Genomic DNA, 26,054 nt, shown 5'->3' on the forward strand with positions numbered 1-26,054 from the left:
CGGACACGCTCAGTATCCGAACGTCCCTCCGCTTTGCGACACACCGCGCCTGACGCCGTGCGCTGATCCACCGGAGATTGCGGGACAGCCCTTGGCGAACCGTTCAAGCCACTCTACGGCCTGCTGCCCGGGAGACGGCGGAAAGCAGTCGAGGCCGTCGCGCCCGGGGCCTGGAGCGCCCCGGCGCGCGACGGCCTCCGTGGCCGCCTCACATACCGGCGATGAGCTTCTCCACCCGCTCGTCGACCGAGCGGAAGGGGTCCTTGCACAGCACCGTGCGCTGGGCCTGGTCGTTGAGCTTGAGGTGCACCCAGTCCACGGTGAAGTCCCGGCGCTGCTCCTGGGCCCGTCGGATGAAGTCCCCGCGGAGCCGGGCACGGGTGGTCTGCGGAGGGACGGACTTCCCCTCGAAGATCCTCAGGTCGTCGCAGACCCTCGCCGCCTGACCGCGCTTCTCCAGGAGGTAGTACAGGCCGCGGGGGCGGTGGATGTCGTGATAGGCGAGATCTATCTGTGCGATGCGCGGGTGCGACATGGTGATGTTGTTCTTCGCCCGGTAGCCCTCGATGAGCTTGTACTTCATCACCCAGTCGATCTCGGTGTCGATCTTGTCCAGCTCGCCGGTGCGGATCGCCTCCAGACTCCGGCCCCACAGTTCCAGCACCCGCTCGATGGTGCCGGTGCGGAGACCGCGCCGCTCGCAGAAGTCCACCGCCTTCTCGTAGTACTCCTGCTGCACCTCCAGGGCGGACGCCTCGCGCCCGCTGGCCAGCCGCACCTTGCGCTGGCCGGTCGTGTCGTGGCTGACCTCCCGGATGGCGCGGATCGGGTTCTCCAGGGTGAGGTCTCGCATCACCGTGCCCGCCTCGATCATGCGGAGCACGAGGTCGGTGGCGCCGACCTTGAGCAGCATCGTCGTCTCGGACATGTTGGAGTCCCCGACGATCACATGGAGCCGCCGGTAGCGTTCGGCGTCCGCGTGCGGCTCGTCTCGGGTGTTGATGATGGGGCGGGAGCGGGTGGTCGCCGAGCTGACGCCCTCCCAGATGTGCTCCGCGCGCTGGCTGACGCAGTAGACCGCTCCCCGCGGTGTCTGCAGCACCTTGCCCGCACCGCAGATCAGCTGTCGGGTGACGAGGAACGGGATGAGGATGTCGGCGAGCCGGGAGAACTCCCCGTGCCGGGCCACGAGGTAGTTCTCGTGGCAGCCGTAGGAGTTGCCCGCCGAGTCGGTGTTGTTCTTGAAGAGGTAGACGTCGCCCGCGATGCCCTCCTCGTGCAGGCGTCTTTCGGCGTCGACCTGAAGTCCTTCGAGGATTCGCTCCCCGGACTTGTCGTGGGTCACGAGCTCGATCACGTTGTCACATTCAGGGGTCGCATATTCCGGATGCGAGCCGACATCGAGGTAGAGGCGGGCGCCGTTCCGCAGGAAGACGTTGCTGCTGCGGCCCCAGGAAACGACACGGCGGAAGAGGTAGCGCGCCACTTCGTCAGGCGACAGTCGGCGCTGTCCCCTGAAAGTGCAAGTGACGCCGTACTCGTTCTCCAGCCCGAAAATGCGGCGGTCCATGACTGAACATTACGCTTGTTGGCCTGCTCTGAAACCGGGTTCCGCCGTACCGTTTCGATCATTTTCCGGCAGGTTTTCAACAACCGCCTCAATGGTCGGGTTGTCACTCGCGATTTCGAAGGCCTTCGCCGTCATCAGCAGCACCAGCAGCGCCGCGGCCCCACCGGCCCCGGCGACCAGGAATCCCGCCGTGGTGCCGGCGTTTTCCAGGGCCGGTCCGGCGCCGGCGGTACCCACCGCCGCCCCCACGCCGAAGGAGGTCACCAGCCAGGAGAAGGCCTCGGTCACGGTCCCCCGGGGCGCGTGGCGGTCGACGACGACGAAGGCGCAAGCGATGGCCGGGGCGAGGAAGACCCCCGCGACCGCGGCGAGCACGGTCATCGCGGCCACCCCCGGGGTCAGCGCCAACGGCAGGTAGCAGAGCGCGAGCAGGGCGACGATCACCCGGAGCCGCGCCTCCGCACGGCCGGCCCACCGCACGGCCCCGTAGGCCACCCCGCCGACCAGCGCACCGAACCCGAGCGCGGCCATCAGCAGGCCGTAGACCAGGTCCTGCCCGCCGTGGTCGTCGGCGTAGGCGATCGCCGCCACCGTGATCGATCCCAGCGCGGTGCCGACGAAGAAGAAGGCCGCCAGGAGCGCGAGGAGTCCGCGTGACCGCAGGGCACCCAGCCAGTGCGCTTCCCGCGGGGCCGAACGCCAGGTGCGCGAGGGCTCCGAGACGACGACCGACAGCGCCCCCAGCACCCCCAGGAGGTTTACCACCAGCAGCGCCGTGGCCTCCGACCAGAGCGCCACGGCGAAGGTGAGCAGCAGCGGACCGACCGTGAACATCACCTCCTGGGCCACCGCGTCCAGGGCGTAGGCGGTCTGCACCCGGTCGGTGCGCCCCAGCACGCTCGGCCAGAGCGCCCGCAGCCCTCCCTCCAGCGGCGGGGTGCAGAGGCCGGCCACCACCATGGCGGCGTAGGCCAGCGGCAGCGGATCCAGCCCCGCGACGGCGAAGACGGCCATGCCCAGGGCGGACAGGAAGGCGGAGGGCAGCATGACCCGCGGTTGGCCGTACAGGTCGACGGCCCGCCCGAGCAGGGGCTGGCCGACGGCGTTGGACACGCCGTAGACGGCCGAGAGCACACCGGCGAGCGAGTAGCTGCCCCCCTCGGCCCGGGTGAACAGCACGATGGCGATGGCGGCCGTGGCGTTCGGCATCCGACCCAGCAGCGTCCCGAGCAGCAGGCGCGCCGCATGCCGGGTCCGCAGCAGTTCCAGGTAGCCCACCGCCACCACCCCCTCGCCTCGGGATCGCCGACTGCTCAGCTCCTGCGCCCGGGGGCGGCCCGCTCACGGCGGCCGATCGGACGGGTGCACGGCATGGTGCGGCCGGGCGGGGAACCGGTGCCCGCCCAGCACCAATGAGAGCACGTGGATCGGGCGGCCCTGCGGTCAGGGGCTCCCGGCGGCCTCCCCCACGGCGCCGGTCCCGGCCGCTACGCTTCGGAGTCCCCGTCGCCCCCGTCGGTCTTCTCTGCCGGCTCCGACCCCGAGTCGGCGTCCTGCGCGGTCTCTTCCAGGAGCCGGGACAGCTGGCTCCCCAGTACCCGCTTGAACTTGCGCTTCTGCGGACGGGTGCGGTCCAGTACGGCGACCTCCAGCTGCTCGGCGGAGAGGCTTCGCTCCCCGCCGTTGCTGTCCCGGGCCAGGGAGTCCACCGCCAGCTTGAGCGCCTCGGCCAGGGTCATCCCGTCCCGGTGGCGCTGGCCGAGGTAGCTGCTGATCTGATCGGCGTTGCCGCCGACCGCGACCGAGCCGTGCTCGTCCACGATGGAGCCGTCGTGCGGCAGCCGGTAGATCTGGTCGTCCTCCGGCCCCTCCCCCACTTCGGCGACGATCAGTTCGACCTCGTAGGGCTTCTCCGCGGCGCTGGAGAAGATGGTGCCCAGCGTCTGGGCGTAGACGTTGGCCAGGCCGCGGGCCGTCACGTCGCCACGGTCGTAGGTGTAGCCCCGTAGGTCGGCGTATCGGACACCTCCGATCCGGAGGTTCTCGAACTCGTTGTACTTGCCCACCGCCGCGAAGGCGATCCGGTCGTAGATCTCGCTGACCTTGTGCAGAGCGCGGGACGGGTTCTCGGCGACGAAGACGACGCCGTCGACGTACTGCAGGACGACCACGCTGCGGCCGCGTGCGATGCCCTTCCGGGCGTACTCGGCCCGGTCGGCCATGGCCTGCTGGGGTGAGACATAGAACGGCGTGGACACCGGCTATCCGTCCCTTTCCGTCTGTGACAGTGACACGTGCATTGGCTTCCCCGGCTCCCGGCCCTCAGAGCAGGGCGGCCCGCGGACCGTCCGGCTCCGCCATCCGCCGTTCGTGGACCTCGCGGGCGATCTCTGAGGACTCCGGCTCCGAGAGCCTGCGGAAACCCTCCGCGGTGATGACGGTGACCAGCGGGTAGATCCGACGGGCCAGGTCCGGGCCACCGGTCGCCGAGTCGTCGTCCGCGGCGTCGTAGAGCGCCTGGACGACGAGCGTCGTCGCCTGCCGTTCGGTGAGGTCCTCCCGGTACAGCTTCTTCAGCGCACCGCGGGCGAAGACCGAACCGGAGCCGCTGCTCGCGAACCCCAGCTCCTCCGAACGACCGCCGGTCACGTCGTAGCTGAAGATGCGGCCCTTCTCCCGGTCCACGTCCCAGCCGGCGAACAGGGGGACGATCGCCAGCCCCTGGAGCGCCATGCCGAGGTTGCCCCGGATCATCGTGGAGAGCCGGTTGGCCTTGCCCTCCAGGGACAGCTGGGCGCCCTCGACCTTCTCGAAGTGCTCCAGTTCCAGCTGGAAGAGCTTGACCATCTCGACGGCGAGACCAGCGGTGCCGGCGATGCCGACCGCGGAGTACTCGTCGGCCGGGAAGACCTTCTCGATGTCGCGCTGTGCGATGACGTTGCCCATGGTCGCCCGGCGGTCACCGGCGAGCACCACGCCGCCGGGGAAGGTCGCCGCGACGATGGTGGTGCCGTGCGGCGCCTCGACTGCTCCGTGCACCGGCGGCAACTGTCGGTTGCCCGGGAGGACCTCCGGCGCGTGCACGGACAGGAAGTCCATGAACGACGAGGAGCCGGGGGTCAGGAAGGCGGCCGGTAGACGCCCGGTGCTACGAGTGTTGGCTTCCACGCATATCCTTCCAACGGTCGATCTTGGGATCCGCATGGACCCTACCCGTGAAGGTCTCCGGGTACCGCCCCCCGGCCCGGGCTTCCGGAGCCGGGGGGCGACACTCGGCCGTCCCTACTCTCCGCCCTTCTGGACGAACGACCGGACGAAGTCCTCGGCGTTCTCCTCGAGAACGTCGTCGATCTCGTCCAGAACGGAGTCCACGTCGTCGTCCAGCTTCTCCTGCCGCTCCTTGAGGCTTTCGGAGCCCTGGGTGTCCTGCGCCGTCTCCTCCACCTCCTCGGTGGAGCGCGTGGCCTTCTGCTGACTGCCGCCGGTGTCCTTGGTCGCCATGTACCTCACCCCGCTCGGTTGGACGTACAAGATCAGACCCTACAGCCGGGGTCCGACATCGGCTCTGTACTTGCTGTAACGCCCGGGAGCCATCTCGATGATTCCCGCTTCCCGGCCGTTTCAGCCCCCGGAGAGCACCCGGACCAGTTCCTCGGCCGTTTCGCACCGGTCCAGGAGCTGCTGCACGTGGCTGCGGGTGCCGCGCAGCGGCTCCAGGGTCGGCACCCGTTGCAGTGAGTCGCGCCCCGGAAGGTCGAAGATGACCGAGTCCCAGGAGGCGGCGGCCACGTCGTCCGCGTACTTGTCCAGGCAGCGTCCCCGGAAGTACGCCCTGGTGTCCTCCGGGGGCTCCGTCCGGGCCGACTCGACCTCGGGCTCCTCCAACAGCCGCTCCATCTTCCCGCGGGCCACCAGGCGGTTGTAGAGGCCCTTTTCGGGGCGGACGTCGGCGTACTGGAGGTCCACCAGCGCCAACCGGGCGGCGTCCCAGTCCAGGCCGTCCCGCCGCCGGTAGCCCTCCAGGAGCTCCAGCTTCGCGACCCAGTCCAGTTGCCCGGAGAGCCCCATCGGATCGGTCTCCAGCCGGTTCAGCACCTCCTCCCAGCGGCTGAGGACGTCCTTGGTCTGCTCGTCGGCGTCCATGCCGAAGCGGTTCTCGACGTACTTCCGGGCCAGTTCGCAGTACTCCATCTGGAGCTGCACCGCGGTGAGCGTGCGGCCGCTGCGGAGCGTGATGAGCTGGGCCAGCGAGGGGTCGTGCGAGACCCGGTGCAGCGTGCGCACCGGTTGCTCCACCGCGAGGTCCACGGCGATGAAGCCGTCCTCGATCATGGAGAGCACCAGGGCGGTGGTGCCCAGTTTGAGGTAGGTGGAGACCTCGGAGAGGTTGGCGTCCCCGATGATGACGTGGAGCCTGCGGTACCGTTCCGCGTCTGCGTGCGGTTCGTCCCGGGTGTTGATGATGGGCCGTTTGAGTGTGGTCTCCAGACCCACCTCGACCTCGAAGTAGTCGGCCCGCTGGCTCAGCTGGAAGCCGTGCGCCTGCCCGTCCTGTCCGATCCCGACTCGGCCGGCGCCGGTGACCACCTGCCGGGAGACGAAGAACGGCGTCAGGTGCCGCACGATGTCGGAGAACGGCGTCTCCCGCTTCATCAGGTAGTTCTCGTGCGTGCCGTAGGAGGCGCCCTTGTTGTCGGTATTGTTCTTGTAGAGGTGGATCGGCTGGCCGCCGGGGAGTTCGGCGGCGTACTCGGCGGCCGCGGCCATGATCCGTTCCCCGGCCTTGTCCCAGCGCAGGGCGTCGCGGGGGTTGGTGGTCTCCGGGGCGCTGTACTCCGGGTGGGCGTGGTCGACGTACAGCCGGGCACCGTTGGTGAGGATGAGGTTGGCCAGGCCGATGTCCTCGTCCGTGAGCTGGCTCGCGTCCGCGGATTCCCGCGCCAGATCGAAACCGCGGGCGTCCCGCAGCGGGTTCTCCTCCTCGAAGTCCCAGCGGGCACGGCGTGCCCGGAGCATCGCCGCCGCATAGGCGTTGACGATCTGGGACGAGCTGAGCATGGCATTGGCGTTCGGGTGCCCCGGAACGGAGATCCCGTACTCCGTCTCGATTCCCATTACTCGCCGTACGGTCATGCGGCCCTCCTTGCCGGCCCCGGACCCGGACGGGTCGGTGCTCAAGTACCGCTGCGTCCGCAACGCCGCGGTGGTCCCGCGCCAGGCGGCTCCGTGGTACCGGAGAGCCTGCCACGCCTCTGCGGCACCGTGGAGATCATTTCAATCTTTGTCCCGGTCCGCATCCATACCTCTGCCCGCCGGACCCGTGTCCGGGCGGACGGTCGGTCGGGCAAAAGAGCCGGCTGCGGACGCCTTCCTCCCCTCTGCGTGGTGGGGAGGGACGTCCGCAGCCGGCGGTGGTCAGAGGTACTGGCCGGTATTGGCCACCGTGTCGATCGATCGGCCGGTGTCCGTGCCCTGCTTTCCGGTGACCAGTGTCCGGATGAACACGATGCGCTCGCCCTTCTTACCGGAGATACGCGCCCAGTCGTCCGGGTTGGTGGTGTTCGGAAGGTCCTCGTTCTCCTTGAACTCGTCCACACAGGCGGCGAGGAGGTGGGAGACCCGAATGCCCTTCTGCTTGTGGTCGAGAAAGGCCTTGATGGCCATCTTCTTCGCCCGGTCCACGATGTTCTGGATCATCGCTCCGGAGTTGAAGTCCTTGAAGTAGAGGACTTCCTTGTCACCGTTGGCGTAGGTGACCTCCAGGAAGCGGTTCTCCTCCGACTCCGCGTACATCTGCTCGACCACGGACTGGATCATGCCCTCGACCGCGGACTCCGGCGAGCCCTTGTGTTCGGCGAGGTCATCCGCGTGCAGCGGGAGCGAGGACTTCAGGTACTTGGCGAAGATGTCCTTCGCCGCCTCCGCGTCCGGCCGCTCGATCTTGATCTTGACGTCGAGCCTGCCGGGCCGCAGGATCGCCGGGTCGATCATGTCCTCGCGGTTGGAGGCGCCGATGACGATGACGTTCTCCAGCCCCTCCACCCCGTCGATCTCGGCGAGCAGCTGCGGCACGATGGTGTTCTCCACGTCGGAGCTCACCCCGGACCCGCGGGTGCGGAAGAGCGACTCCATCTCGTCGAAGAAGACGATGACCGGAGTGCCTTCGCTCGCCTTCTCCCGGGCACGCTGGAAGACCAGGCGGATGTGCCGCTCGGTCTCGCCGACGTACTTGTTGAGCAGCTCGGGGCCCTTGATGTTGAGGAAGTAGCTCTTCCCCGCCGGCTGGCCCGTCACTTCGGCGACCTTCTTGGCCAGCGAGTTGGCCACCGCCTTGGCGATCAGCGTCTTGCCGCAGCCGGGCGGCCCGTAGAGCAGCACCCCCTTCGGCGGGCGCAGCTCGTGCTCCTGGAACAGCTCGGGGTAGAGATACGGAAGCTCGACCGCGTCGCGGATCAGCTCGATCTGGTTCCCCAGACCGCCGATCCGCTCGTAGTCGATGTCCGGAACCTCTTCCAGTACGAGCTCCTCCACCTCGCTCTTCGGTACGACCTCGTAGACGTAGCCGGAGCGGGGTTCGAGCAGGAGGGCGTCGCCGGCGCGGATGGTCTGCCCCATCAGCGGTTCGGCGAGTCGCACCACCCGTTCCTCGTCGGCGTGCCCGAGCACCAGGGCCCGTTCGCCGTCCTCGAGGATCTCCTTGAGGGTGACGATGTCGCCGGCGCGCTCGAACTCCATGGCCTCAACGACGTTGAGGGCCTCGTTGAGCATGACCTCCTGCCCGCGGCGCAGCTTGTCGGCCTCGACGTCGGGGCTGACGTTCACGCGGAGTTTCCGGCCGCCGGTGAAGATATCGACCGTGTCGTCATCGTTGGCCTGCAGGAAGACGCCGAAGCCGGCCGGGGGCTGCGCCAGCCGGTCGACCTCCTCCTTGAGCGCCACGATCTGGTCGCGGGCCTCGCGGAGCGTGGTGGTCAACCGCTCGTTCTGAGCGGAGACACCGGCGAGATTGGTCTGCAACTCGACGATCCGCTCTTCGAGAATCCTCGTGTGCCGCGGAGAGTCGGCGAGCTTACGTCGCAGGACGGCGATCTCCTGCTCGAGATAGGCAACCTGCCCGGCGGGGTCCTCGGGCCCCCGCCCCGGCCGGATGCCGCGGTTGCTTTCGTCGTCGTGGGCTGCCACGGTCCTCACCTCCTCCAAGGGGAGCTGGACGCTTCCTGACCCTACCTGGGTGGGTCCGGGTTGAAACCCCTAGATCACAAAGACGGTCGAGGTGTGTCCGATCTTCACCCTTGCGCCCTCCCTATGTCAGGAATACCCACCCAGCGGCGTCGGAAAGCGGCCGGCTGTATCGTCGGGTCCGTCAACATCCGTCCGGGCTGGCTTCCTTTGCGTCCACCCCCGTCAGGAACGGCAGGCGAGATGACCACGCGGCAAGAGGCGAGCCAGGGCGGCGACGCCGGCACGGCGGCGACCGACGCCCTGGAGGTCTGGATCGACCAGGACCTGTGCACCGGTGACGGTATCTGTGCGCAGTACGCCCCCGACGTCTTCGAACTCGACATCGACGGACTGGCCTACGTGAAGGACCACGAGGACGAGCTCCTCACGGAGCCCGGCGCCACCACCCCGGTGCCGCTCCCGCTCCTGCGGGACGTGGTGGACTCGGCCAGGGAGTGCCCGGGCGACTGCATCCACGTGCGGCGGGTCTCGGACCGGGTGGAGGTCTACGGCCCGGACGCCGAGTGAGCCCCGGGCGGCCGGGCGGGTCTCAGACGCTCCCGGCCACGGGGAGCGCGGTGAGGACGAACTTGCCGTCCCTCCACTCCCACTTGACCCGGCGCTCCTGGTCCGGACAGCAGCGTGGCACGTCCTCCGAGGAGTAGCCGACCAGGGTCGCGGTGATGGTGCGCCCGCTGACGGCGAACTCCGTCACACTGATCGACTCCTGCGGGTCCAGGAGGGTCTCCACGATCCGCGGCTCCTTCCCTCCGTCCGCCGGGTGCGCGAGCACGTAGAGCCCGCTCGGCGGGGTGCCGACGCCGGCGTCGCAGCGCACCACCGCCGCGGTCTCGACGCGGCCGTCGCCGTCGAAGTCCGAGGAGCCCTCGCGGACCACCGCCACGCCGACCTTCCGTGATCCGCAGTCCAGTGGGTAGTCCGCCGTCGCCGGATCGGGGCCGGCGGCCGGCGGGGCGTCGGCCGGGGGTCGCGCCGCCGCGGCCGTCTGTTCGGCGGTGGCGGCGGCCGGTTGGAGCAGGGCCGTTCCGCCGAGCACGGCCGCGAGCGCCACGGCGGTGGAGAGCCAGTGCACGGGACGCGACTGCCAGCGGGCCGGGTGCGGATGAGGGGCCGGATGGGCCGGGCGGGGAGTCGCCGAGCCTGCCGAGGGCTGCACGCGGGATGTCTCCTGAGGATTGCGGAGCTGGAGGGGGTGGCCAGCATGGTGCCACATCTCACACCGCGCCGGAACGGCCGCTACGCCGCCGCCGTGTCGCCGTCCCTCGAACGGCTCCGCCGCCGGCCCGGGGATCGGGCCGGCGGCGGGAAGGGAAGTGTTGGCCGGGGCGGCGTGGGGACACCGCGGCGGGGCTCAGCCCCGACGGTCGGCGTCGTCCGCCGACCGGGCGGAGCGGGCTCCACCGGCCGGGACGTAGTCCTCACCGTAGGCGCCCTTGGCCGGGCGCCGCCTGCGCAGCGGCGGCTCCACGCCGTCGGCGAGTCGGCGGGAGGTGAGCAGGAAACCGGTGTGGCCGACCATCCGGTGGTCCGGTCTGACGGCCAGTCCCTCGACGTGCCAGGTGCGGAGCATCGTCTCCCAGGCGGTCGGCTCGTTGAAGGTGCCGTGCTCGCGGATCGCCTCGACGGTACGCGCCAGTTGGGTGGTCGTCGCGACGTAGGCGCAGAGGATGCCGCCGGGCACGAGGGCCTTCGAGACCGCCTCCAGGCACTCCCAGGGGGCGAGCATGTCGAGGATCACCCGGTCGACGTCGGTGTCGGAGAGGTTGTCCTGCAGATCCCCGACGGTGAGCTGCCAGGCGGGGTGCTCGGCCCCGAAGTACCTCTGGACGTTCTGGGCGGCGATCTCCGCGAAGTCCGCGCGCCGCTCGTAGGAGTGCAGCATGCCCTGGTCGCCGATGGCCCGCAGCAGGAAGGCGCTGAGCGAGCCGGAGCCGACCCCGGCCTCCACCACCCGGGCCCCGGGGAAGATATCGGCCATGGCCAGGATCTGCCCCGCGTCCTTGGGGTAGACCACGGCGGCCCCGCGGGGCATGGACAGTACGTAGTCGGGGAGCAGGGGGCGCAGCGCGAGGTACGCGACGTTTCCCGTGGTACGGACAACACTTCCCTCGGGAGCGCCGATCAGCTCGTCGTGCGGGAAGGCACCCTTGTGGGTGTGGAAGCTCTTCCCGGCTTCGAGCGTGAACGTGTAGTGGCGTCCCTTGGGGTCGGTGAGCTGGACCTGGTCCCCGACCTGGAAGGGCCCGCGACGGCGGGCGGCACCGGTCGGTTCGGACATGCGCCCCAGCCTACCCGCGCTCGGGGCCGCCGTTGGCCCGGGGAGCGGCCCCCGGGGAAACCGGCCGCTGGGGCCCGCGCCGCCCCTCCGACGGGCAGCCGTCTCCCGTCGGCCGGGCCTCAGGAGCGTGGTCGGGACATCGCGGCGACGAACGCGCGTTCGACATCCGCGGTGGAGAGCACTCCGTAGATCTCCCCGGTCTCCTCCACCACGAGGTACTCGGTCGCGGGGGTGGTTCGGAGCCTCTCCAGCAGTTCCTCACCGGCGAGCTCGGCGGAGACCCGCATCCCCGGCTTGAGCTCCTGGGCCAGGGTGCTCACCGCCACCCAGGGCCGGCGGTGCTGCGGGATGCCGACGATGGCGGCCTCCCGGACCAGGGCGGTGGGCACACCCTCGCCGTCGACGACGACCAGCGCCCGGGCGCCCACTTCGTTGGCCCTCCGCAGCGCTTCGGAGAGCGGGGTGTCGGGTGGCACGGGAACCGCGCGCCGGGTGAGGGCGCGGGCCCGCAGCTCGGGGAGGTGCTCGCGGAGCCGGGCCATCCGCAGGCTGTTGCCCGCGCCGGTCCAGATGATCGCGGCCAGGATGGCGGCGAGCAGCGCGTCGAAGACGGTGTCGAAGCCGGTCGCCCGGGTGCCGCTGCGGGTGAACAGCGGGATGCCGATGAGCACGGCGACGGCGAGCGCGCGGCCGGCCCAGGCCGCGGCCACGGTGCCGGCCATCGGCTTGCCGGTGAGCTTCCAGACCACGGCGCGGAGCATCCGGCCGCCGTCGAGCGGCAGTCCGGGCAGCAGGTTGAAGACGGCGACGATGAGGTTGGAGGCCATCAGGCCGGTGAGCAGCACCCCGGGTACCGTCCCCGGTTTGACCGCCTGCATACCGAGGTAGAACAGGCCGGCCAGCACCAGGGAGAGCAGCGGCCCGACGAAGGCCAGGAGGAACTCCCGGCCGGGGCGCTCGGTCTCCTTCTCGATCTCCGAGACCCCGCCGAAGAACTGGAGCTGGATGCGGCGCACCGGCAGCCGGTAGTGGAGCGCCACGACGGTGTGGGCCAGCTCGTGCACGAGCACCGAGGCGTAGAACGCCACCGCGAAGAAGAGGGAGACGAGGTAGCGGAGGTTGCCGAGTTGCGGAAGCACTCGCTCCAGCTGGGCGCCGAAGACCCAGGTGATGAGGGCGGCCACCAGGAACCAACTGGGGGCGACGTATACCGGCACGCCGAAGGGACGACCCATCAGGATGCCGCCGCCCCTCGGCCGCTGGTCCTCCGGCCGGCGCTCTCCGGGGGGCTCCTGCTGGGAACCGCCCTCTCCCCCGTCGCCGGAGTGCGGCTTTCCGCCGTCGCCGCTGTCGTCCACGGTTTCCTCTCGTCGCGATCGGTCCTCGCACCCGGTGACCACGGTCCTGGATCGGGCGGAGCGAGCGTTCGGTTCGATGGTATGCGGACGAATGTCATTCCAGGGCCGTAGGGTCGTGCGCCATGGGAACCAGCACCGGAAACCGCCCGTCCCGTGGCGCCGCCGAGAGCCGCGGCGGCCATGCCCCAGCGCCGCCGCGGTCGCTGTCGCCGTCTCGTGCGGCCGATTTCATGACCTGCCCGCTCCTCTACCGCTTCCGGGTGATCGACCGGCTGCCGGAGAAACCGAGTGAGGCGGCGATCCGGGGCACTCTGGTGCACGCCGTGCTGGAGCGGCTCTTCGACGCCCCGGCCGCTGAGCGGACCGCCCCCAGGGCCCGGTCGCTGGTCGGCTCCGAGTGGGAGCGGCTGCTGTCGGCCAAGCCCGAGCTCGCGGAGCTCTTCGCCGAGGAGACCGGCGACGGAACCACCGGAACGGCCGACGCCCAGCGGCTGGCGCGTTGGCTCGGCGAGGCGGAACGGCTGGTCGAGCGGTGGTTCTCGCTGGAGGATCCGGCCCGGCTCGAGCCGGCCGAGCGGGAGCTGTTCGTGGAGACCACACTCGAGTCGGGCCTGAAGCTGCGCGGGATCATCGACCGCGTGGACATCGCTCCCGGTGGTGAGGTGCGGATCGTCGACTACAAGACGGGGAAGGCTCCACGCCCGGAGTACGCCCAGCAGGCGCTCTTCCAGATGAAGTTCTACGCACTGGTGCTGTGGCGGTTGCGCGGCGCCGTCCCGCGGCGCCTGCAGCTGGTGTACCTGGGCAGTGGCGATGTCCTCACCTACGACCCGGAGGAGTCCGAGCTGCGCTCGGTGGAGCGGAAGCTGCTCGCCCTGTGGGAGGCGATCCGAAGGGCCACCGAGAGCGGGGACTGGCGGCCGCGGCCCGGGAAGCTGTGCCAGTGGTGCGATCACCAGGCGGTCTGCCCCGAGTTCGGCGGGACCCCTCCGCCCTACCCGCTGGCCACGCTCGCCGCCCCGCGGTCGGCCGGCGTCCCGGCCCCCGCCGACGGAGGCGGTCAGAGCGGTCCGGACGGCCGGGGCGAGCAGCCGGCGGACGCACCGCTCCCGGCTCCGGCGAAGCTCTCGCCAGCCGCGGTCCCCGGGGCCGAGGCCGTCGAAACTCCAGGCAGAATGGGGCCGGTCTAACAAAGGAGTGCCCCGTGGCCATCCGCGTTCTTCTGGTCGACGACCAGCCGCTGCTGCGCACTGGTTTCCGGATGATCCTGGAGGCCGAGGTGGATCTCGCCGTGGTGGGCGAGGCGGGCGACGGCCTGCAGGCGCTCGACCAGGTTCGCGCGCTGCAGCCCGACGTGGTGCTGATGGACATCCGCATGCCCCGGATGGACGGTGTCGAGGCGACCCGGCAGATCACCGGCCCGGGCCGGGACGGGCCAGCGAAGGTGCTGGTGCTGACCACCTTCGACCTGGACGAGTACGTGGTGGAGGCGCTGCGCGCCGGAGCCAGCGGCTTCCTGCTGAAGGACGCGCCCGCCACCGAGCTGGTGCAGGCGATCCGGGTCGTCGCCGCCGGCGAGGCGATGCTCGCGCCGAGCATCACCCGTCGGCTGCTGGACAAGTACGCCGGTCAGCTGCCGTCCGGCGCGGAACCGCTGCCGGACTCCCTCCACACCCTCACGGAACGTGAGGTGGAGGTGTTGAAGCTGGTGGCACGCGGTCTGTCCAACGCCGAGATCGCCGCGGATCTGTTCGTCAGCGAGACGACCGTCAAGACCCACGTCGGCCATGTGCTGACCAAGCTGGGGCTGCGCGACCGGGTGCAGGCCGCGGTCTACGCCTACGAGAGCGGACTGGTGCGGCCCGGGGCGCGGTGATCGCGCCCCGGGCCGCCCCGGGTTCGACGGGTCAGCCCGCCGATCCCCTGCTGAGCTCCCAGGCACGGAACACCGTCGAGGCGTCGAGGGTCCACTCCAGCCCCTTGACGTCGCTGCGGGCCACCGCGTACTGCTTGCCCTGCCAGAGCGGGAGGATCGGCAGGTCCTCGGCGACGACGTTCTGAAGCTTGGCGAAGGTCTGCGCGGTGGCCGACCGGTTGCTCTCCGCCGCGGTCTCGGGGATCAGCTTCCGGGTGATGTCCGCGGACTCGTAGTTGTTGGAGAGCACGTTCTCTTCGCCGAAGAACGGGGCGGTGAAGTTGTCCGGGTCCGGGTAGTCGGGGACCCAGCCCTTGACGTAGACGCCGTACTCTCCGGCGGCTATGCCCTTCTCGTACTCGTCCAGCGGCACGCTCTCCACCTTGGCGTCGAACAGGCCGCTGGCGTTGAGCTGCTGCGCCAGTTCCTCCAGTCCGGGGATGGTCCCCGAGCCGTAGCGGACCGGGGTCCCCCAGAGGGTGAGCTTGAGCTTGCCGTCGATACCGGCCTCACGGAGGGCCGCCTCGGCCTTGTCTCGCTGCGGCCGGTCGCCGTAGAGGTCGAAGAAGGCGGTGTTGTGCCCGACGATGCCGGCGGGGATGATCGAGTAGAGCGGCTCGGTGGTGCGCTTGTACACGTCCCGTACCAGGGCGCTGCGGTCCACCAGGTGGGCGATGGCCTTGCGCACGCCCTTCTTTCCGATGATCGGGTCCTTCATGTTGAAGACCAGGTGCTGGACCTCGGCGCTGCTGCCCACGTAGAGCTCCAGCCCGTTCTCCCCCGCGGCCCTTCCGCTGTCGAGCTCGGCGATGTCCTCCATCGCCAGGCCCCGGTAGGCGAAGTCGACGTCGCCCTCCTGCACGGCCTTCTTGAGGGCCTGCTGGTCCCCCTTGAAGAACCGCATCGTCAGCCCCGTGTTCTTGACCCGGGCCGGTCCCTTGTATCCGGAGTTGACGGAGAACCGGGCCTCTTTCCGGGGGTCGTAGTGGTCCAGTGTGTAGACCCCGGATCCCACGACCTTGCCGTCGTCGCGCAGCTTGTCCATCCGGTACTCCCGGTGGTCGACGATCGAGCCGGCACCGGAGGCTATCTTCTTCGGGAAGGTGGCGTCGGAGTGTTTGAGCTCGAAGATCACCGTCCGCGGGTCCGGGGTCTCGATCCTGTCGATCGAGGTCAGCATCACCGCCGGGCCGTTGTCGTCGTCGATCTTCGTAGTCCGGCGGAACGAGAAGGCGACGTCCTCGGAGGTCAGCTTGTTGCCGTTGCTGAACTTCAGCCCGCTCTTGAGCGTGCAGCGGTAGACCTTGCTGCTGCTGTCCTGGAAGCCGCAGCGCTCCGCCGCGTCGGGCTCGGGCGTCGTACCGCCGCGCGGGAAACTCAGCAGCGACTGGAAGACGTTGTCGAACACCAGCCACGAGCCCGGGTCGTAGCCGGCGGCCGGGTCCAGGGAGATGATCTCGTCGCTCACCCCCATGACCAACGACTCTCCGCTGCCCGCCTCGTCCGAGTCACCGTCGCCGCATCCGGCGAGCAGCCCAGCCGCGAGGCCGATCCCGAGCGGGACGGCCAGTAGCTGGTGACGTTTCCTCACGCGCACGTTCCCTCACACTTTTCTCGTAACGCGCCGGCCTCCTCCGGAGGCGGCGTCGGCCCGGCTTACCTGACGCGACCGAGTTCCCACAACTGGAGCACCGACGAGGAGTTGAGCGCCCATTCCACGCCCGTGACGTCGTCGCGCGCGGCGACGTACTGCTTGCCCTGCCACACCGGAAGCACCGGGACGTCGTCGGCGACGATGTTCTGGATCCGCTCGAAGTACTCGACCGCCGCGGTGCGCTGGGTGGCCTGACGGGTCTGCGGGATCAGAGTGTCGCTGATCAGCGTGTTGTGGTAAGGCGAGCCGAGGACGTTCTCCTTGACGAGGAACGGTGCGATGAAGTTGTCGGCGTCCGGGAAGTCGGGGAACCAGCCCATACCGTAGACCTCGTACTTGCCCTGGCTCTGGGCAGGGCGGAACTTCTCCCAGTCGGCCCCCTGCACGTCCACGTCGAAGAGGCCGGTGTCGTTCAACTGCTCCTTGATCCCCTCGAACTCCTCGGCGGTGGCCGGGCCGTAGTGGTCGAGGGTGTAGTTCAGCTTGATCTTCACCGGGGTGGTGACACCGGCGTCGCGCAGGGTCCGGCGGGCGCTCGCCGGGTCCGGCTCCCCGTACTTGTTGAAGAACGAGTTCAGATGGGCGCTGACGCTGGAGGGGACGAGCGAGTAGAGCGGTTCGACGGTGCGCTTGTACACGTCGCGGACGATGGCCTGCCGGTCGATGGTCTGGGCTATCGCCTGGCGGACGGCCTTGCTGCCCACCGAGGGGCCCTCCGTGTCGAAGACGAGGTAGCGGATCTCCTGGCTGGGCATCTCGGTCAGCTCGATGTTGTCGTCACCCTTCTCGAGCCTGGCTATCTGCTCGGGCGACAGTCGTGTCATCAGGTCGATGCCGCCTGTGCGCAGCGCCTTCTCCAGCGCGTTGCCGTCCGCCATGAACCGCATCTCGACCTGGTCGTTCTTAACTCTCAAGTGGCCCTTGTAATGCGGGTTCCTGGTGAAGACAGCGGACTGCACCCGCCCGTTCTGCTCCTTGATGTCCACCTGGTAGGGACCCGAGCCGTCGATCTCGAAGCCCTCGCGGAGCGACTTCCCGTCGTAGACCTCGCTGTCGACGATCGCGGCGGCGGGCGTCGCCAGCTTGTGCGGGAAGGTGGCGTCCGGCTTCTTGAGGTGGAAGACGACCACGGTGTCGCTCGGCGTCTCGACGGTGTCGATGCCGGACAGCAGCGAGGAGGGGCCGTTGGGGTTCTTGATCCGGAGGGTCCGGTCGATGGAGAACTTCACGTCCTCGGACGTGAGGCTGTGGCCGTTGGCGAACTTCATCCCCTTGCGCAGCGTGCAACGGAACTGCTCGCTCCGGCTGTCGGTGAAGCGGCACTGACTCGCCGCGTCCGGTACCGGCTCGCCGCCCGAACGCGGCAGCGCCATAAGGCTCTGGAAGGTGTTGCGGAGGATGTTCCAGGCACTGGTCTCGTAGGCAAGCGCCGGGTCGAAGGGCGCCGGGGTGTCATCGGTCATCACGAACTGGTCAGTGGCTCCGACGACGACGGGTGCACCGGAGTGGCCGGTTCCCCCCGTACCCCCACAGGCGGCCAGCAGCGGGGCGAGCAAGCCTGCCACAGCCGGCAACACCATGATCTTGCGATTCATCGTCAGGTCTCCTGGCAGTGCGATCTTTCCCGGGACCATACCGACGTCGGTGCGGTGGTCACAGGTTTGCGGCGAAGGTTGCGTGAAGAGATTAGTAGTCGCACTTCCGCCGCGCCGGGAGAGCGCGGAAGCCGATCCCGCGAGGGCCGGCGCCCCTGCGGGATCGGCGTTTCCGCAGCACCGGAAGCATTCGTACGCCGTCCGACACTTCAGGACAGAAGACTGCTCCCGGCGCCCTGCGGACCTGGTTTGAACAACCGGCCCCGGCTCTGTCGACCGGGCGGTGCGTGAGAAAGGTCACTCCCCGGGCAGTGCCCGGGGAGCCTCCGCCGGCGACCGTTCAGAGACCGGATCCGACGCGGGAGCGGAGGAACTCCAGATCGACCTCTTCGAGGGAGCGGACGACGGTCCGGCCCTCCGCCGACTCGATCGGGACGACGGAGGGCACGGCCACCACCGGGCACCCCGCCGCCTCGGCGGACGCCACCCCGGTGGCGGTGTCCTCCACCACCACACAGCGGGCGGGATCGGCGCCGAGCTTCGCGGCAGCGATGAGATAGGGGTCCGGGTGGGGCTTGGTCCGCTCGAGTTCGTCACCGGCGAGGGTGAGTGCGAAGTGGTCGGCCCCCAGCGAGCCGACCACCCGGTCGATGATGCGCCGGTGCGAGGCCGAGACCAGTGCGGTCGGCACCGAGTGTGCCGCCAGTTCCGCGAGGAGCCGGCCGGCCCCGGGCATCGGCGGCACGCCGTCCTCCAGCAGCTGTTCGAAGCGCTCGTTGAGGCGCCGGGTCAGCTCCTCGAGACCGATGTCCGCCCCGGTGGCCTGGATGAGGTAGGCGGCGCTGCGGGTCATCGGCCCGCCGACCACCACCTCCCGGTGCCGCACGTCGAGCACGTGCCCGAGTTCGGCGAAGACCTGCGTCTCGGCCTCCCACCAGAACCCCTCGGTGTCCACGAGAGTGCCGTCCATGTCGAGCAGCACCGCCTGGAGCGTCGCGCCATCAGCCGTCCGGGTGCCGGAGGCGGGGATGCCACTGGTCATGCTGACCCCTCTCGTCAGGGAGCGTCCCGGGGGACAAAGGGCCGGTCGCCCCTCCCCGACGGGAGGGGCGACCGGCCACTACCGGACCGTACAGTCTACTTCTCCGTGGCGGATGCGCGCGTCGAACCGCTTCGCCCACCTGGGGTGACGTGACGGTCGTCACCGAGCGTTGAAGTACTTCGCCTCCGGGTGATGGATGACGATCGCGTCGGTGGACTGCTCGGGATGCAGCTGGAACTCCTCGGAGAGCTCCACCCCGATGCGCTCCGGACGCAGCAGAGTGGCGATCTTCGCCCGGTCCTCCAGGTTCGGGCAGGCCCCGTAGCCGAGCGAGAACCGGGCCCCGCGGTACTTGAGCGCGAACATGTCCTCGACTTCTGCCGGGTCTTCGCCGGCGAAGCCCAGTTCGGAGCGGACCCGGGCGTGCCAGTACTCCGCGAGCGCCTCGGCCAGCTGCACCGAGAGGCCGTGCAGCTCGAGGTAGTCGCGGTAGGCGTTGGCCGCGAAGAGCTCGGCGGTCACCTCACCGATCTTCGAGCCCACCGTGACCACCTGGAGCGCCACCACGTCGGTCTCTCCGGACTCCTCGGGCCGGAAGAAGTCGGCGAGGCACAGCCGGCGGCCACGGCGCTGCCGGGGGAAGGTGAAGCGGGTGCGCTCCGATCCGTCATCGTCGAGCAGCACCAGGTCATCGCCCTTGGAGACGCACGGGAAGTAGCCGTAGGCGACGGCCGCCTCGAGCATGTTCTCGGTGTGCAGCCGGTCGAGCCAGCCGCGCAGCCGCGGTCGGCCGTCGGACTCGACGAGCTCCTCGTAGGAGGGCCCGCTGCCACCGCGCGACTGCTTGAGGCCCCACTGCCCCTTGAAGAGGGCGCCCTCGTCGAGCCAGGAGGCGTACTCCCTGAGCGGGATGCCCTTGACGATCCGGGTGCCCCAGAACGGCGGCTCGGGGAGCGGGTTGTCCACCGCCACGTCCGAGCGCACCGCGCCCTCGTCCGGCTCGGGCTCGGTCAGCCGTGCGGCACGGGCCGGCACCCGTCGCTGCTTCAGCTCGGGGAGTTCGGCGCCGGGCACCCCCCGTTTGACCGCGATGAGGGCGTCCATGAGCCGCAGGCCCTCGAAGGCGTCCCGGGCGTACCGGACCTCCCCTTCGTATAGTTCGTACAGGTCCTGCTCGACATAGGCCCGGGTGAGCGCGGCGCCGCCCAGGATCACCGGATAGTCGGCCGCCATCCGGCGCTGGTTGAGCTCTTCAAGGTTCTCCTTCATCACCACCGTCGACTTGACCAGCAGCCCGGACATGCCGATCACATCGGCCCGGTGCTCCTGGACGGCGTCCAGGATCGCCGAGACGGGCTGCTTGATGCCGAGGTTCACCACGTTGTAGCCGTTGTTGGACAGGATGATGTCGACGAGGTTCTTGCCGATGTCGTGTACGTCGCCGCGGACCGTCGCCAGCACGATGGTGCCCTTGCCCTCGTCCCCGCTCTTCTCCATGTGCGGCTCCAGGTGGGCCACGGCGGCCTTCATCACCTCGGCGGACTGGAGGACGAACGGCAGCTGCATCTGCCCCGATCCGAACAGTTCGCCGACGACCTTCATGCCCTCCAGGAGCGTGTCGTTGACGATGTCGAGTGCCGGCCGCTCGGTGAGCGCCTCGTCCAGGTCGGCCTCCAGGCCGTTGCGCTCACCGTCGATGATGCGCCGGCGGAGCCTCTCCTCCAGCGGCAGCCCGGCCAGTTCCTCGGCCTTGCCGGCCTTCATCGCAGCCGCCTCGACCCCCTCGAAGAGGTCGAGGAAGCGCTGCAGCGGGTCGTATCCCTCGCGCCGCCGGTCGTAGATCAGGTCGAAGGCGACCTGCCGCTGCTCCTCGTCGAGGCGGGCCATCGGGAGGATCTTCGAGGCGTGCACGATGGCCGAGTCCAGGCCGGCCGCGACGCATTCGTTGAGGAAGACGGAGTTGAGCACCATCCGGGCGGCCGGGCTGAGTCCGAAGGAGATGTTGGACAGGCCGAGGGTGGTCTGCACCTCGGGGTGGCGGCGCTTCAGTTCGCGGATCGCCTCGATCGTGGCCAGGCCGTCCTTGCGGGACTCCTCCTGCCCGGTGCAGATGGTGAAGGTCAGGCAGTCGATGAGGATGTCCGACTCCTGCAGTCCCCAGTTGCCCGTCAGGTCCTCGATCAGCCGCTCGGCCACCGCGACCTTTCGTTCCGGCGTCCGGGCCTGGCCCTCCTCGTCGATGGTCAGCGCGATCAGCGCCGCCCCGTGCTCGGCCGCCAGTCCGGCGATCCGCGCGAAGCGGGACTCCGGCCCGTCACCGTCCTCGTAGTTGACGGAGTTGAGGACGGCCCGGCCGCCGAGCTTCTCCAGGCCGGCGCGGAGCACATCCGGTTCGGTGGAGTCCAGGACCAGCGGCAGGGTCGATGCCGTGGCGAAGCGGCCGGCGATCTCCCGCATGTCGGCGACACCGTCCCGGCCGACGTAGTCGACGCAGACGTCCAGCAGGTGCGCACCCTCCCGGATCTGTTCCCGGGCCAGCTCCACGCAGTCGTCCCAGCGGCCCGCCAGCAGCGCCTCGCGGAACTTCTTCGAGCCGTTGGCGTTGGTCCGCTCGCCGATGGCGAGATAGGCGGTGTCCTGACGGAAGGGGACGGCCTGGTAGAGCGAGGAGGCACCGGCCTCGGGGCTCGGCTCGCGGACCGTCGGGCGGATGTCCCGGACCCGCTCGACCAGCTGGCGCAGGTGCTCCGGGGTCGTACCGCAGCAACCGCCTACCAGCGACAGCCCGTAGTCGCGGACGAAGGTCTCCTGGGCGTCGGCCAGCTCCTCCGGGGTCAGCGGGTAGTGGGCGCCGTCCTTGCCGAGGATCGGCAGTCCTGCGTTGGGCATGCAGGACAGCGGCACCCGGGAGTGGCGGGCCAGGTGGCGCAGGTGCTCGCTCATCTCCGCGGGACCGGTGGCGCAGTTCAGGCCGATCATGTCGATGCCCAGCGGCTCCAGCGCGGTGAGGGCCGCGCCGATCTCCGAGCCCAGCAGCATGGTTCCGGTGGTCTCGACCGTGACCGAGCAGATCAGCGGCAGACGGCGGCCGGTCGCCTCGAAGGCCCGGCGGACCCCGAGCACGGAGGCCTTGGTCTGCAGCAGGTCCTGACTGGTCTCCACGAGCACGGCGTCGGCGCCGCCGGCGATCAGGCCCTCGGCGTTCTGCTGGAAGGCGTCGCGGAGCTTGTCGTAGGGGGCGTGGCCGAGAGTCGGCAGCTTGGTGCCCGGGCCGATGGAGCCGAGTACCCAGCGGGTCCGTCCGTCGGCGGAGAACTCGTCGGCGACGTCCCGGGCGATCCGGGCGCCGGCCTCGGAGAGCTCGAAGATCCGGTCGGCGATGTCGTACTCGCCCAGCGCGGAGAGGTTGGCTCCGAAGGTGTTGGTCTCCACGCAGTCCACACCGGCGGCGAAGTACTCCCGGTGCACGGAGCGGACGATGTCCGGGCGGGTGACGTTGAGGATCTCGTTGCAGCCCTCGAGTTGCTGGAAGTCGTCGAGGTCGGGGGCTTGTGCCTGGAGCATCGTCCCCATCGCCCCGTCGGCCACCACCACCCGGGTGGCGAGTGCCTCACGGAGTTCCGCGGGGCGGTCGATGCTGACGGACGATGGCTCATGCGGGGCCATGAAAATACTCCCTGGGTGCGACGGCTGTCGGCTTTGCGCCCTTTCGTTGTGGACGCACCCGGCCAGCGTAGCCCTCCGGAGCGTTTCGGCTAGGAGGCCTCTCGCGTGGCGGACACCCGCAAGACGCGGAACCAGCCGATTCGGCCAACCCGCACCGTCGGTAAGGTCAAGTCGACATGGGCCGATAGTGTTCAGCATTGTCGAACCGCCTCGAGGAGGTTGACCGATGGCTCGGACGATTCAGTCGCTGGAGCGGGCGGCCGCGATACTCCGGCTGCTCGCCGGCGGTGAACGCCGCCTCGGGCTGTCCGACGTGGCGACCGCCCTGGGACTGGCCAAGGGAACCGCCCACGGGATCCTCCGCACCCTCCAGCAGGAGGGCTTCGTGGAACAGGACCCGGCCTCCGGGCGCTACCAGCTCGGTGCGGAGCTGCTCCGACTGGGCAACAGCTACCTGGACGTCAACGAGCTGCGGTCACGGGCCCTGGTCTGGACCGACGACCTGGCGCGCTCCAGCGGCGAGAGCGTCTATCTGGGCGTCCTCCACCAGCGGGGGGTGCTGGTGGTGCACCACGTCTTCCGGCCGGACGACAGCCGGCAGGTGCTCGAGGTCGGGGCGATGCAGCCGCTGCACAGCTCGGCGCTCGGAAAGGTGCTCTCGGCCTACGACCCGGTGGCCCGCAGCGAGGCGGTCGACAGCCGGCGGACGGCCTTCACCACCCGCACCGTGACCGATCTGCGGGGCTTCCAGGCGCTGCTGGCAGCGGTACGGGAACAGGGGTGGGCGGCGGACGTGGAGGAGACCTGGGAGGGCGTCGCCTCGGTCGCCGCGCCCATCCTCGACCGGCATCGGATGCCGGTGGGCGCGGTGGGCGTCACCGGCGCGGTGGAGCGGCTGTGCGAGGCGGGCGAGGTGCGCCCGAAGGTGGTCGCCGCGGTACGGGACTGCGCCCGGGCCGTCTCCCGGGACCTGGGCGTCCGCCGCGTCTGACCGCCGCGGGCCCGCCGGAGCCGGCACCCCGGCCGGAGCGCCGCCGACCGGCCGCCGACTTCCCATGTCGGGCTGCTCGCTTGGCAGTTGGCTTTCGTGTCGACCGGTTTTTCGACCCCGGAACCCTTGACGCCATGTACCCCGTGAAGAAAACTGCCGTGCACCGGTCGACATTATCGAACACCTAACGGTAAAGCCACTCGGTGGACGCTTGATGGGCCGGCGCCACCGCCCTCAACCAGAGGGCACGGGCCGACGGGGGGACCCGTGGCCTGCCTTCCCCTGGACGAAGGACAAAGGAGTCGCGGGTGTCCAGCTCCGACATATTCCTCGGCGAGACCATCGGTACCGCCGCGCTCATCCTGCTCGGTGGCGGCGTCTGCGCCGCCGTCACCTTCAAACGCTCCAAGGCGTTCAACGCCGGCTGGGTCGCCATCGCCCTGGGCTGGGGCTTCGCGGTGCTGACCGGCGCCTACATAGCCGCTGGCGTCTCCGGCGCGCACCTCAACCCGGCCGTCACCATCGGCCTGGCCATCGAGGGCACCACCGCCTGGAGCGACGTCCCGCTCTACTTCTTCTCGGAGATGCTCGGCGCCATGATCGGCGCGGCACTTGTCTGGATCTCGTACTACGGGCAGTTCCACGCGCACCTCACCGACCCGGAGCTCGCCGCGGCGGCCGAGCTGTCGGCGGACGGGGAGCGCGCCACCCCGCCCGCGGGTCCGGTGCTCGGCATCTTCTCCACCGGCCCGGAGATCCGGCACACGGCGCAGAACCTCGCCACCGAGACCATCGCCACCACGGTGCTCGTACTGGCGATCCTGACCCAGGGACTCACCAAGGGCCTGGGGGTCTCCGGCACCGGAGTGCTGATCACCGCCCTGGTCGTGGTCGGTATCGGCCTCTCGCTCGGCGGTCCCACCGGCTACGCGATCAACCCGGCCCGCGACCTGGGTCCCCGGATCGTCCACGCCCTGCTGCCGCTGCCCAACAAAGGCCGCTCCGACTGGGGCTACGCCTGGATACCGGTGGTGGGACCGCTGCTCGGCGGCGCCATCGCCGGCGGCATCTACCAGCTGGGCTTCGCCTGAGGCAGCACCGTACGCCCCTCTCCCCACCAGCCCAGACGACAGGAGCACTCCGTGACCGACGCGCACACCGCCTCCTCCCGGGAACACGGTCCGTTCATCGCTGCGATCGACCAGGGCACCACCTCCAGCCGGTGCATCGTCTTCGACACCGACGGCCGGATCGTCTCGGTCGACCAGAAGGAGCACGAGCAGATCCTCCCCAGGCCCGGCTGGGTCGAACACGACGCCGCCGAGATCTGGAGCAACGTACAGGAGGTGGTCGCCGGCGCTCTGGCGAAGGCGGGCATCGGCCGCGAGGACATCCAGGCGATCGGCATCACCAACCAGCGCGAGACGACTCTGCTGTGGGACAGGGCCACCGGGGAACCGGTGCACAACGCCATCGTCTGGCAGGACACCCGCACCGACGCGCTCTGCAAGGAGCTCGGGCGCAACGTCGGCCAGGACCGCTTCCGTCGCGAGACGGGACTGCCGCTCGCCTCCTACTTCGCCGGCCCCAAGATCCGCTGGCTGCTCGACAACGTCGAGGGGCTCCGGGAGCGCGCCGAACGCGGGGAGATCCTGTTCGGCACGATGGACTCCTGGGTGATCTGGAACCTCACGGGCGGCACCGAGGGTGGCGTCCACGTCACCGACGTCACCAACGCCTCCCGCACGATGCTGATGAACCTGCACGAGATGGAGTGGGACGACCGCATCCTCTCCTCGATGGGGATACCCGGCGCGGTGCTGCCGGAGATCCGCTCCTCCGCCGAGGTCTACGGCACCGCGAAGGGCGTCCTGGAGGGGGTTCCGGTCGCCTCCGCCCTGGGCGACCAGCAGGCCGCCCTCTTCGGCCAGACCTGCTTCGCCGAGGGCGAGGCCAAGTCGACCTACGGCACCGGCACCTTCATGCTGATGAACACCGGTGAGAAGGTGATCAACTCCTACAGCGGCCTGCTGACCACCGTGGGCTACCGCATCGGGGACGCCAAGCCGGTCTACGCCCTGGAGGGCTCCATCGCGGTCACCGGTTCGCTGGTGCAGTGGATGCGCGACCAGATGGGCCTGATCAACAGCGCCGCCGAGATCGAGACCCTCGCCAGCTCCGTCGAGGACAACGGCGGGGCCTACTTCGTACCGGCGTTCTCCGGTCTCTTCGCGCCGTACTGGCGCTCCGACGCCCGCGGGGTCATCGCCGGCCTCACCCGCTACGTCACCAAGGCCCATCTCGCCCGGGCGGTGCTGGAGGCCACCGCCTGGCAGACGCGGGAGATCACCGACGCGATGGTCAAGGACTCCGGGGTGGAGCTGAGCGCGCTCAAGGTCGACGGCGGCATGACCTCGAACAACCTGCTGATGCAGACGCTGGCGGACGTCCTCGACGCCCCGGTGGTGCGGCCGCTGGTCGCGGAGACGACCTGTCTGGGCGCCGCCTACGCCGCCGGCCTCGCCGTCGGCTTCTGGCCGGACACCGAGGCCCTGCGGGCCAACTGGCGGCGGGCCGCCGAATGGACGCCCCGGATGGACGCGGCGGTGCGCGACCGCGAGTACCGGAACTGGCTCAAGGCCGTCGAACGCACCATGGGGTGGCAGGAGGAGGAACAGAGCTGAGCCGGGTCTCCACCGAGCCCTCGCGGAGCATCGCCCGCGAGGGCTCTCCCCGTGCACCG

The 26,054-nt window shown here is 69.8% G+C and carries 20 protein-coding genes; 6 read left to right on the forward strand and 14 right to left on the reverse strand.

Going from position 1 to position 26,054, the window contains the following annotated elements:
* Positions 1-208 precede the first annotated feature (208 nt).
* The 7 genes from pafA to arc all read right to left on the reverse strand — a co-directional run bounded on the left by pafA (position 209) and on the right by arc (position 8,752).
* Positions 209-1,570, reverse strand: coding sequence for a Pup--protein ligase (gene pafA / locus BGP73_RS11485; RefSeq protein WP_069814193.1), 1,362 nt, complete (start codon positions 1,568-1,570; stop codon positions 209-211).
* Between the two features lie 9 nt (positions 1,571-1,579).
* A complete protein-coding gene (locus BGP73_RS11490; RefSeq protein ID WP_069814329.1) occupies positions 1,580-2,854 on the reverse strand; it encodes an MFS transporter in 1,275 nt (424 codons plus the stop codon).
* 203 nt (positions 2,855-3,057) lie between these two features.
* Entirely contained in the window at positions 3,058-3,828 is a 771-nt protein-coding gene (prcA, locus tag BGP73_RS11495; protein ID WP_069814194.1) for a proteasome subunit alpha, read from the reverse strand.
* A gap of 64 nt (positions 3,829-3,892) precedes the next feature.
* Positions 3,893-4,738: a proteasome subunit beta gene (gene prcB / locus BGP73_RS11500; protein ID WP_069814195.1), complete on the reverse strand. Its 846-nt coding sequence runs from the start codon at positions 4,736-4,738 to the stop codon at positions 3,893-3,895.
* Between the two features lie 114 nt (positions 4,739-4,852).
* Positions 4,853-5,071, reverse strand: coding sequence for a ubiquitin-like protein Pup (locus BGP73_RS11505; protein WP_069814196.1), 219 nt, complete (start codon positions 5,069-5,071; stop codon positions 4,853-4,855).
* Between the two features lie 120 nt (positions 5,072-5,191).
* Entirely contained in the window at positions 5,192-6,703 is a 1,512-nt protein-coding gene (gene dop / locus BGP73_RS11510) for a depupylase/deamidase Dop (RefSeq protein ID WP_079127439.1), read from the reverse strand.
* A 282-nt stretch (positions 6,704-6,985) separates the two neighbouring features.
* On the reverse strand, positions 6,986-8,752 hold the full coding sequence (arc, locus tag BGP73_RS11515; RefSeq protein WP_069814330.1) for a proteasome ATPase: 1,767 nt from the start codon (positions 8,750-8,752) through the stop codon (positions 6,986-6,988).
* Between the two features lie 240 nt (positions 8,753-8,992).
* On the opposite strand from arc, the gene BGP73_RS11520 reads away from it, so the two are divergent.
* Complete coding sequence (locus tag BGP73_RS11520; protein ID WP_069814198.1) at positions 8,993-9,319, forward strand: ferredoxin; 327 nt, start codon at positions 8,993-8,995, stop codon at positions 9,317-9,319.
* 22 nt (positions 9,320-9,341) lie between these two features.
* Here the strand turns inward: BGP73_RS11520 and BGP73_RS11525 are convergent, their stop codons facing one another.
* The 3 genes from BGP73_RS11525 to BGP73_RS11535 form a co-directional block, all read right to left on the reverse strand.
* On the reverse strand, positions 9,342-9,968 hold the full coding sequence (locus tag BGP73_RS11525) for a hypothetical protein (RefSeq protein WP_244501166.1): 627 nt from the start codon (positions 9,966-9,968) through the stop codon (positions 9,342-9,344).
* A gap of 195 nt (positions 9,969-10,163) precedes the next feature.
* The gene (locus BGP73_RS11530) at positions 10,164-11,090 is read right to left on the reverse strand and encodes a tRNA (adenine-N1)-methyltransferase (protein WP_069814199.1); all 927 of its coding nucleotides are present in this window, start codon (positions 11,088-11,090) and stop codon (positions 10,164-10,166) included.
* 119 nt (positions 11,091-11,209) lie between these two features.
* Positions 11,210-12,448, reverse strand: coding sequence for a site-2 protease family protein (locus BGP73_RS11535; RefSeq protein ID WP_069814200.1), 1,239 nt, complete (start codon positions 12,446-12,448; stop codon positions 11,210-11,212).
* 122 nt (positions 12,449-12,570) lie between these two features.
* Here BGP73_RS11535 and BGP73_RS11540 point away from each other — a divergent pair, with 122 nt between their 5' ends.
* On the forward strand, positions 12,571-13,638 hold the full coding sequence (locus BGP73_RS11540; RefSeq protein WP_079127441.1) for a RecB family exonuclease: 1,068 nt from the start codon (positions 12,571-12,573) through the stop codon (positions 13,636-13,638).
* A 14-nt stretch (positions 13,639-13,652) separates the two neighbouring features.
* Positions 13,653-14,324, forward strand: coding sequence for a response regulator (locus BGP73_RS11545; protein ID WP_069814201.1), 672 nt, complete (start codon positions 13,653-13,655; stop codon positions 14,322-14,324).
* A gap of 31 nt (positions 14,325-14,355) precedes the next feature.
* Here the strand turns inward: BGP73_RS11545 and BGP73_RS11550 are convergent, their stop codons facing one another.
* The 4 genes from BGP73_RS11550 to metH form a co-directional block, all read right to left on the reverse strand.
* Positions 14,356-15,954: an ABC transporter substrate-binding protein gene (locus BGP73_RS11550; RefSeq protein WP_069814332.1), complete on the reverse strand. Its 1,599-nt coding sequence runs from the start codon at positions 15,952-15,954 to the stop codon at positions 14,356-14,358.
* Positions 15,955-16,019: 65 nt separating this feature from the next.
* The gene (locus BGP73_RS11555) at positions 16,020-17,612 is read right to left on the reverse strand and encodes an ABC transporter substrate-binding protein (RefSeq protein WP_069814202.1); all 1,593 of its coding nucleotides are present in this window, start codon (positions 17,610-17,612) and stop codon (positions 16,020-16,022) included.
* A gap of 340 nt (positions 17,613-17,952) precedes the next feature.
* Positions 17,953-18,654 (reverse strand): HAD family hydrolase, encoded by a 702-nt coding sequence (locus BGP73_RS11560; protein WP_069814203.1) that lies wholly within the window; start codon positions 18,652-18,654, stop codon positions 17,953-17,955.
* A 159-nt stretch (positions 18,655-18,813) separates the two neighbouring features.
* On the reverse strand, positions 18,814-22,320 hold the full coding sequence (gene metH, locus BGP73_RS11565; protein ID WP_069814204.1) for a methionine synthase: 3,507 nt from the start codon (positions 22,318-22,320) through the stop codon (positions 18,814-18,816).
* 226 nt (positions 22,321-22,546) lie between these two features.
* On the opposite strand from metH, the gene BGP73_RS11570 reads away from it, so the two are divergent.
* The 3 genes from BGP73_RS11570 (at position 22,547) to glpK (ending at position 25,995) form a co-directional block, all read left to right on the forward strand.
* Positions 22,547-23,311: an IclR family transcriptional regulator gene (locus tag BGP73_RS11570; protein ID WP_069814205.1), complete on the forward strand. Its 765-nt coding sequence runs from the start codon at positions 22,547-22,549 to the stop codon at positions 23,309-23,311.
* A 308-nt stretch (positions 23,312-23,619) separates the two neighbouring features.
* Positions 23,620-24,402: an MIP/aquaporin family protein gene (locus BGP73_RS11575; protein WP_069814206.1), complete on the forward strand. Its 783-nt coding sequence runs from the start codon at positions 23,620-23,622 to the stop codon at positions 24,400-24,402.
* Between the two features lie 51 nt (positions 24,403-24,453).
* Positions 24,454-25,995 carry a glycerol kinase GlpK gene (gene glpK, locus BGP73_RS11580; RefSeq protein WP_069814207.1) on the forward strand — a complete coding sequence of 514 codons (1,542 nt, stop codon included), beginning with the start codon at positions 24,454-24,456 and terminating at the stop codon, positions 25,993-25,995.
* Positions 25,996-26,054: the final 59 nt, after the last annotated feature.

The sequence above is a fragment of the Streptomyces sp. TP-A0874 genome, from assembly GCF_001748085.1.
GTDB lineage: Bacteria > Actinomycetota > Actinomycetes > Streptomycetales > Streptomycetaceae > Streptomyces.

What these genes read in the sequence shown, in the direction of transcription:
- BGP73_RS11505 (WP_069814196.1), bottom strand. Translation starts at nt 5,071, where the DNA reads ATGGCGACCAAGGACACCGGCGGCAGTCAGCAGAAGGCCACGCGCTCC.
- pafA (WP_069814193.1), bottom strand. Translation starts at nt 1,570, where the DNA reads ATGGACCGCCGCATTTTCGGGCTGGAGAACGAGTACGGCGTCACTTGC.
- BGP73_RS11520 (WP_069814198.1), top strand. Translation starts at nt 8,993, where the DNA reads ATGACCACGCGGCAAGAGGCGAGCCAGGGCGGCGACGCCGGCACGGCG.
- BGP73_RS11570 (WP_069814205.1), top strand. Translation starts at nt 22,547, where the DNA reads ATGGCTCGGACGATTCAGTCGCTGGAGCGGGCGGCCGCGATACTCCGG.
- BGP73_RS11530 (WP_069814199.1), bottom strand. Translation starts at nt 11,090, where the DNA reads ATGTCCGAACCGACCGGTGCCGCCCGCCGTCGCGGGCCCTTCCAGGTC.
- dop (WP_079127439.1), bottom strand. Translation starts at nt 6,703, where the DNA reads ATGACCGTACGGCGAGTAATGGGAATCGAGACGGAGTACGGGATCTCC.
- BGP73_RS11555 (WP_069814202.1), bottom strand. Translation starts at nt 17,612, where the DNA reads ATGAATCGCAAGATCATGGTGTTGCCGGCTGTGGCAGGCTTGCTCGCC.
- metH (WP_069814204.1), bottom strand. Translation starts at nt 22,320, where the DNA reads ATGGCCCCGCATGAGCCATCGTCCGTCAGCATCGACCGCCCCGCGGAA.
- BGP73_RS11560 (WP_069814203.1), bottom strand. Translation starts at nt 18,654, where the DNA reads ATGACCAGTGGCATCCCCGCCTCCGGCACCCGGACGGCTGATGGCGCG.
- BGP73_RS11540 (WP_079127441.1), top strand. Translation starts at nt 12,571, where the DNA reads ATGGGAACCAGCACCGGAAACCGCCCGTCCCGTGGCGCCGCCGAGAGC.